The sequence below is a fragment of the Desulfobulbus alkaliphilus genome, from assembly GCF_016918545.1.
In the GTDB taxonomy this organism is placed as follows: domain Bacteria; phylum Desulfobacterota; class Desulfobulbia; order Desulfobulbales; family Desulfobulbaceae; genus Desulfobulbus; species Desulfobulbus alkaliphilus.
Window position 1 is genome coordinate 1 of sequence record NZ_JAFFQC010000063.1, and the last position, 5,794, is coordinate 5,794.

Annotated in this window: 6 protein-coding genes and 1 pseudogene; 3 read left to right on the forward strand and 4 right to left on the reverse strand. The window is 50.4% G+C overall.

Translation table 11 applies throughout. The annotated features are described in order from the left end of the window. Positions 1 to 93: 93 nt before the first annotated feature. Both JWG43_RS17000 and JWG43_RS20340 read right to left on the reverse strand, forming a co-directional pair. Positions 94 to 705: a cache domain-containing protein gene (locus tag JWG43_RS17000; RefSeq protein WP_205244145.1), complete on the reverse strand. Its 612-nt coding sequence runs from the start codon at positions 703 to 705 to the stop codon at positions 94 to 96. A gap of 184 nt (positions 706 to 889) precedes the next feature. Next, positions 890 to 1,194: pseudogene (locus JWG43_RS20340) on the reverse strand (transposase); the annotation flags it as partial. An 882-nt stretch (positions 1,195 to 2,076) separates the two neighbouring features. Here JWG43_RS20340 and JWG43_RS17005 point away from each other — a divergent pair. Then, positions 2,077 to 2,409: a TraC family protein gene (locus JWG43_RS17005; protein WP_275888488.1), complete on the forward strand. Its 333-nt coding sequence runs from the start codon at positions 2,077 to 2,079 to the stop codon at positions 2,407 to 2,409. 71 nt (positions 2,410 to 2,480) lie between these two features. On the opposite strand, the gene JWG43_RS17010 is transcribed toward JWG43_RS17005, so the two are convergent. Together JWG43_RS17010 and JWG43_RS19970 are read right to left on the reverse strand one after the other, a co-directional pair. Further along, entirely contained in the window at positions 2,481 to 2,771 is a 291-nt protein-coding gene (locus JWG43_RS17010; protein ID WP_205244147.1) for a hypothetical protein, read from the reverse strand. After that, positions 2,749 to 2,883, reverse strand: a complete 135-nt coding sequence (locus JWG43_RS19970; protein ID WP_275888489.1) for a hypothetical protein — start codon at positions 2,881 to 2,883, stop codon at positions 2,749 to 2,751. Before JWG43_RS19970 ends, JWG43_RS17010 begins: the two co-directional genes overlap by 23 nt. A 579-nt stretch (positions 2,884 to 3,462) precedes the next feature. On the opposite strand from JWG43_RS19970, the gene JWG43_RS17015 reads away from it, so the two are divergent. Both JWG43_RS17015 and JWG43_RS17020 read left to right on the forward strand, forming a co-directional pair. Further along, positions 3,463 to 4,476: a ligand-binding sensor domain-containing protein gene (locus JWG43_RS17015; protein WP_205244148.1), complete on the forward strand. Its 1,014-nt coding sequence runs from the start codon at positions 3,463 to 3,465 to the stop codon at positions 4,474 to 4,476. Positions 4,477 to 4,635: 159 nt separating this feature from the next. Then, positions 4,636 to 5,794 (forward strand): hypothetical protein (locus JWG43_RS17020; protein WP_205244149.1); only part of this gene is annotated, 1,159 nt, incomplete at its 3' end.

Consider the following 5,794-nt stretch of genomic DNA (forward strand, 5'->3'; position numbering starts at 1 on the left):
AAAAAATAATGATGTAATTTTAATATCTTACAACAGCCCTCCTCCTTGGCGGGCTGGTAAAGTTTGCGAAAACTGTTTTAAGGAACCACGTATTCACTGGGGTTCAGGACAAAGCGGGAACTGCTGTTTTTGGTCTAGGTTAGTGGCTAATTGCTGTAAATATCCACTAATGAAATCCAGTGATAAGGCCGCCTGCTGTACACCTAGCAATCGACCGTCAGCCCCCTTAATCGGCAGTGCAGCCGTCAAGCCAATCGATGTACCAGCAGCCCAAATATAGATCGGACTCCAAATGGCTTGATCCGCTTGCACGGCAGCTTGATACCAAGGGCGCTCTCTGGCGTCATAGTTCTGGATTTCAGTTAATTTCTCAATGGGCCGCCCTTCGCCATCAACCCGAAACACACGGTAGTGTTTGTCCTCATGCAGATCCCTAATCGCTATAGTGAAATAGCCGTCTGCCGCTCGCCCAGCTCCAATAAAATTGCCCTGCTCCTCTACACCAACAGCGATATTTTGCAAATTGTCAAAGGCATGAAGCTGATTCAACCATGACGCGCTCAAAGCGCGGGGATCATCCAAAAGAGCGGGGCTTTCTATCAACTCCAAAACATTCATGTGCGTTAGCGCATGAGGCCGCTCCAGAAATGCATGCATTCGATCCTGAACCGTTTCCGCTATCTGCCTCTGTAACTGTTCCGCCATGTCCGTAGCCACCTTGCGGCTTCCGGTGAAAGAGACCGTACCGATGACGCTAGCGGTTATGGCCACCAAGCCAACCAGCGCTAAAACTATGCGCACATAGGATCGATTTATGCTAAACATCGGAATATTTGTTCATAACGTTCGGCGCCCACCGGTGTCCGAAAAAGGACCAGGGTGAGGCTGAGGCGAGTAATCCAGCTATCAATTGCAAAGACCTGGGAATAACATCTTTGTCTTCATGTCCGTGTACCAACAAGTGAATATGACCTGTCCCGTTAAATTCCGAAGGACAGCGAAGCGCATTTAACTGGGATTCGATGTGACAGTATAATTCAATACCTGCAGTCCATACCTCTTTTTTGCTTCGAATAACCATTTGATCCAGGCTGACCGGTCCTTGGCGAATTTCAGCAGAAATTCCTTTTCGTGACATCTATGGGTTATATGCCACACATGATCAGGCAATAAATATCTGTTGGCTCTGGGCATATTCTCTTGCATCTACGTTTTTGGCCCCAAAAAAGGCATCTTAAGGCAATTTTAAAGCCCTATAGAGGACCTTTACTCAATTAGTTCAATAACTTGGTTAGGTCCGACCCCATAAGGAAGGATCAAACCTCCCTTGCATTTTTGATCTTGATATCAGGCTTTACTCGCGTCAGCTAACAAGTAAATGTATTGTTTCTTGATAACTCCGGTGCCAGGAAAAAACCTGACACCATAACGGGCACCAAAGAGCACATTTCTAACAGGATAACACCACCATTATCATGTTCACTGGAAACCTGATAACTCCAAGCCGACCTGATCGCGGTGCTTTGAGTGGAATGGCGGTGCTGTGCCACCCCTCTCTGACAGAGACCCATATAATACTCCGCTGTTCACTTCTTTTTCACCTCAGATCCCAAGTTTTCCAGGCTCCTTTGATCTCTTGTCACGCTCCTTATACGTCTCGATCAGGGATTGCCGCATGTTTTCAAAGATTCCGGTGGCTCGATCCTTGGTGATATTACCGGATTCCACCATGGAGCAGAGGCCAAAGCGCAGAGCATACAGGGCGTGGATGGCATCATCTTCGGGATTTTTTTCGAGCAGGGCGTGCCAGTCATGTCAGCTTGCTTCCTCCCGGCAATAATTCCTGTCCGGACCGTTGGTCTCGGTATGACCAGGCAAAGAAAAGGCGAGCAGCAGAAAAATGAGCGGGTAGACAATTTTTTTCATGAAGGATATTTACCCGTTCACTGTATTGTGTGCAACCTGTTAAATCTCCAGCATTCTTGGTTGTAGGTAATTTTACCTATAGCCATGTAGGTATTTTCACCTAATCCCGAATCAATCTGCCCATCAGGTAGAAGACCACAACCCCAGACCTTGAAAGCGGCCATGCTCGCCCCCCGGCCTATGCCGCCGAGTGAGCTGCTGGAATGGGCGCGGCGGTTGTTCAACCAGTATTCCCGGGACTACCCGGACCGCAACCTCAACAGCTATGACGAGGCCGTGCCCCTGCGCAAACAGATCATCAATGCCGAGACACTCATCCGGGTGCAGGGGGATCACCTGTGCATCGGGGTCAACTTCTTCTGCTGCACCACGCCCAAGGCCATCCCCGTCAAGGTCGACTCGACCCGAACCCGGACCCGAACCCGAATCCGGACCCGGACCCGCGTAGCGACCCCGAACCCTGAACCCACACGGCGACTCTAACCCCTTAAAAGGAAATATGAAAAAAGCCGTCGGCAAAACAACCGGCGGCTTTGGCTTGATTGTGGGATTGTTCAGGAGGCCGGGGTGGGATCGACCGTGGGCTCCGGCAGGGCGGCGGCCTGCGGATCGGCGTTGCTCTTGGCCACCAGGGTGGCAGCCTTGGCTTTGTGTGTTTCCGGCTGGTAGAGCAGATGGTGCCATAAACCCAGCGCCGCCAGTGCAACACCGGCACCGGTGTGCAGGTTCTTCAGCAGGCGGTTGCGTTTGAGGAAGGGGGCGGTCACCACCGTGATGCCGAGCGCGGCGGTCATGCCGATCTTGGCTATCTCTTTTTTGGTTTCAAGATCGAGCTTTTCGGGCATTTCTTTTCTTTTTCCGTTCAATGGTGCGCATGGTGCCCTTGCCGGTCTGGATGGCGAGGATGCAGGTCAGGGCGGTGGCGATGCTACAGGCGACCGGGATGAATGCAAACATATTTTTCCCAAATTGATCAATAATAAGACGTGACCGTCGAGGGACGGCGGACCATTCATTATTTGCGATTCACACTATCGCGCCCTGCCTGAGAAGTCAACTTTAATATTAGATAAGTCTAAACAAGTAAACAATGTCAATATTGTTTTGAGGTCTAAATATTATTTTTTCCAGAATAAACTTGGGTTGCCAATATAACATTGCCAAACTATTTGACTATGGTCACGGGTTTCTACCTTTACCCTAAGCTCTTATGTGATATCATGAGTATGTCTGGGGTGGAAAATCAATCAGAGTCCCACGGCCTTTGACGTCATGGACCATGATTCAATTCGACCGACCCCTTCGGAAGCATCTTGAAAACCGGGGGAAAGGGTGAACCTGCGTCTGTCATCGCGCCGCACAAGATGAAAGCTCGGGGCAGAGGTTGCATGCTTCGTCGAGTACGTGTGCGACATACCTGATTGATAATCTCACTATTCAGCACAGATCCGGAGAGTCACCTCGGGGGCGGGGCCGCTTGCCACCATGGTCTCGCCTATCTGCAAACGAACCGAATCAAAATGGCATGGTGTGAATATGCGTGACGGAAAAACAGTGGTCGCAATTCTTCTTGTGATTGCCATGATGTCATTTTTCGCGGAATCCGGGGAGGCAAGCCAGGCGACGTTTGCCCCACCACAGTCGAAAGTGAATCAGTTGTTGACCTTGGCGGATGGGTCGCTGGTTGCATTGACCGCGGAAAAAGGTGGCCTGTACATCCTGAAGCCCGGCGGCCTGAAATGGGAACGTTGGCCGGGCACGCCTGAAACCCATTTGTACTCTGCGGCCTCGGCTCCGGATGGGGCGCTGTATCTGGCCACGGCCTCTGGTCTGGCACGCTGGAATTCGGCGCTTACGGCTTGGGAAATTGTCAGGGAAGGGGCTGCCTCGCGAGTTTCGTTCAGCTCATCCAGGGAGCAATCCAGGCAATATACCATGCTCGTCAATTTCTGGGGGAGAGGGCTTGCCATGCTTGCGTGGCGACAAGCCAACGAGGATGACCACCAGTTCGAACTCAATCCCACTCAGGAAGAGATGAAGGGACTCCCGGTTGCGCCTGTTCAAGCGATCCTGCTCCGTGAGGAAGATGCATGGTATGCTGGGTTATTTGGGCACGGAGTATTTCGCTTTGACGCGTCCGCCTCATCCTGGGAGACCGCCCATGATGGACTCGGCAGCCTGTTTGTCATGACCCTTGCAGCCGGTCCGACGGAAGAGCTTTACGTGGGTACCTATGGAGGGGGATTGTTAGTGCTTGATACAGGGCGGACGGACTGGAGGCTGGCTGACCCGTTCTTCGCCGGCACATCCATTCAGGACCTGGCGTTTGGCGAAAAAGGGGAGATCGTGGCGGGGAGTGTGGCGCACGGACTTTTTCTTTCCCTGGACAAGGGGACGTCCTGGCAACGGATCGACCTTGGCATCCCAGATGGCAATATCACCGCCGTCGCGGTGGGCAAGGACGGTTCCATCTGGGCAGGGGTTTGGGGATCCGGACCATTTGTCTCCAGAGATCAGGGAACCTCCTGGCGTCCTGTGCCGATTGACTGAAACCTGGATCCGTGAGCGTTTGTCCGCGCGTCAGCTTTGTTGTTCGTGGCCGTTCGATTAAAGTACACTTTATCGGACGGTTACGGGCAATGAAGATAGCGTGCGGACCAACGCCCCGAAGGGCGGCGGGTGACGACATATTGCAAGGAAAATCGCCGCATGTATAACCTGGTTACAGTGAAATGTACTCCAAACAAGACTCAAGCCGTCACGGATTCAGGTGAAAGTAACTCCTCATTCAGCCTTGTTCATCCAAAAAAACCAGATGGAGTTCGATCAATGAGCCTTACGATACGCCGCTTTCTCCTCGTCTGTGGGCTTGGAGCCCTGCTTGTGGCCTGGTGGTTTCCCGCTCCGCAATTATATCGCGGTGAACCCGTTGACTGGGCGTCGCTCTATGAAGAAAATTTTACCCCACCGGAAGTTCTGTGGCCTGCATTGGCTTGGGGCGCCACGCCCAAATTATTACAATCCTTCCAAGACAGCTATGCAGCACAATCCGTCCCTGTTCCATTGTCTGTTTTTATCTCTGAGACTGTTATGAACAGAATTCTGGTCGCGAAAGAACCCTCTTGGGGATCTTTTTTTAAAGGACTTGAGCAGGGCATGGACTTGGGTATGAAGGTACCCCATTACGCGCGCCCCTCCGATGAGCCCCATGCACAATTGGCATCAGGGAGGAGTGAAAATAATCTTTATGGCTCCATTTTTGTGGAGTGGCAAAATGATTCGGGTATTCATCACGTCAAATACGACATGTTGCCGTCTGTGGAATTTCCGGGAGAGCCCATCCCGGGAGATTTGCGTTATCCGTTGCGACAATATTGGTATCTCCTGATCTTGGGTGGGTTGGGAATGGGAATTCTCGCACTTACAGGTAGCGCGAAAGAAGTGGATTTGATTTCCATCAGCACACCATCCAGATTGCTTGGATGCTCTATGATCGGTGCCGTGGTTTTTGTCGGCATGGTCATCTGGCCCGAGGTCACTCAGACATTCGACAGTAATGTAAGTTACATATCTATCATGCTGGGAGCGGTCTTCCTTGTGCTTTCGGTCATAGGTATAATATATAATAAATGCAGGGTCGGACAATTAAAAGAGATGATAAACAATGAAAATTATGTGTATCATTTCACTTTAAATGAGGCAGAATGGAATTCATATGTGACATGGGATCGAAAAAAACGAAATAAAAAAATTTTAACTTATTATTTATGTGCTATTTCAATAGGGATACTATTTATAATTTATAAATTTTTATTTTCTCCTGATGAAAAAATCATATTTTTAGGATCAAGTACATTGCTGTCTCTTA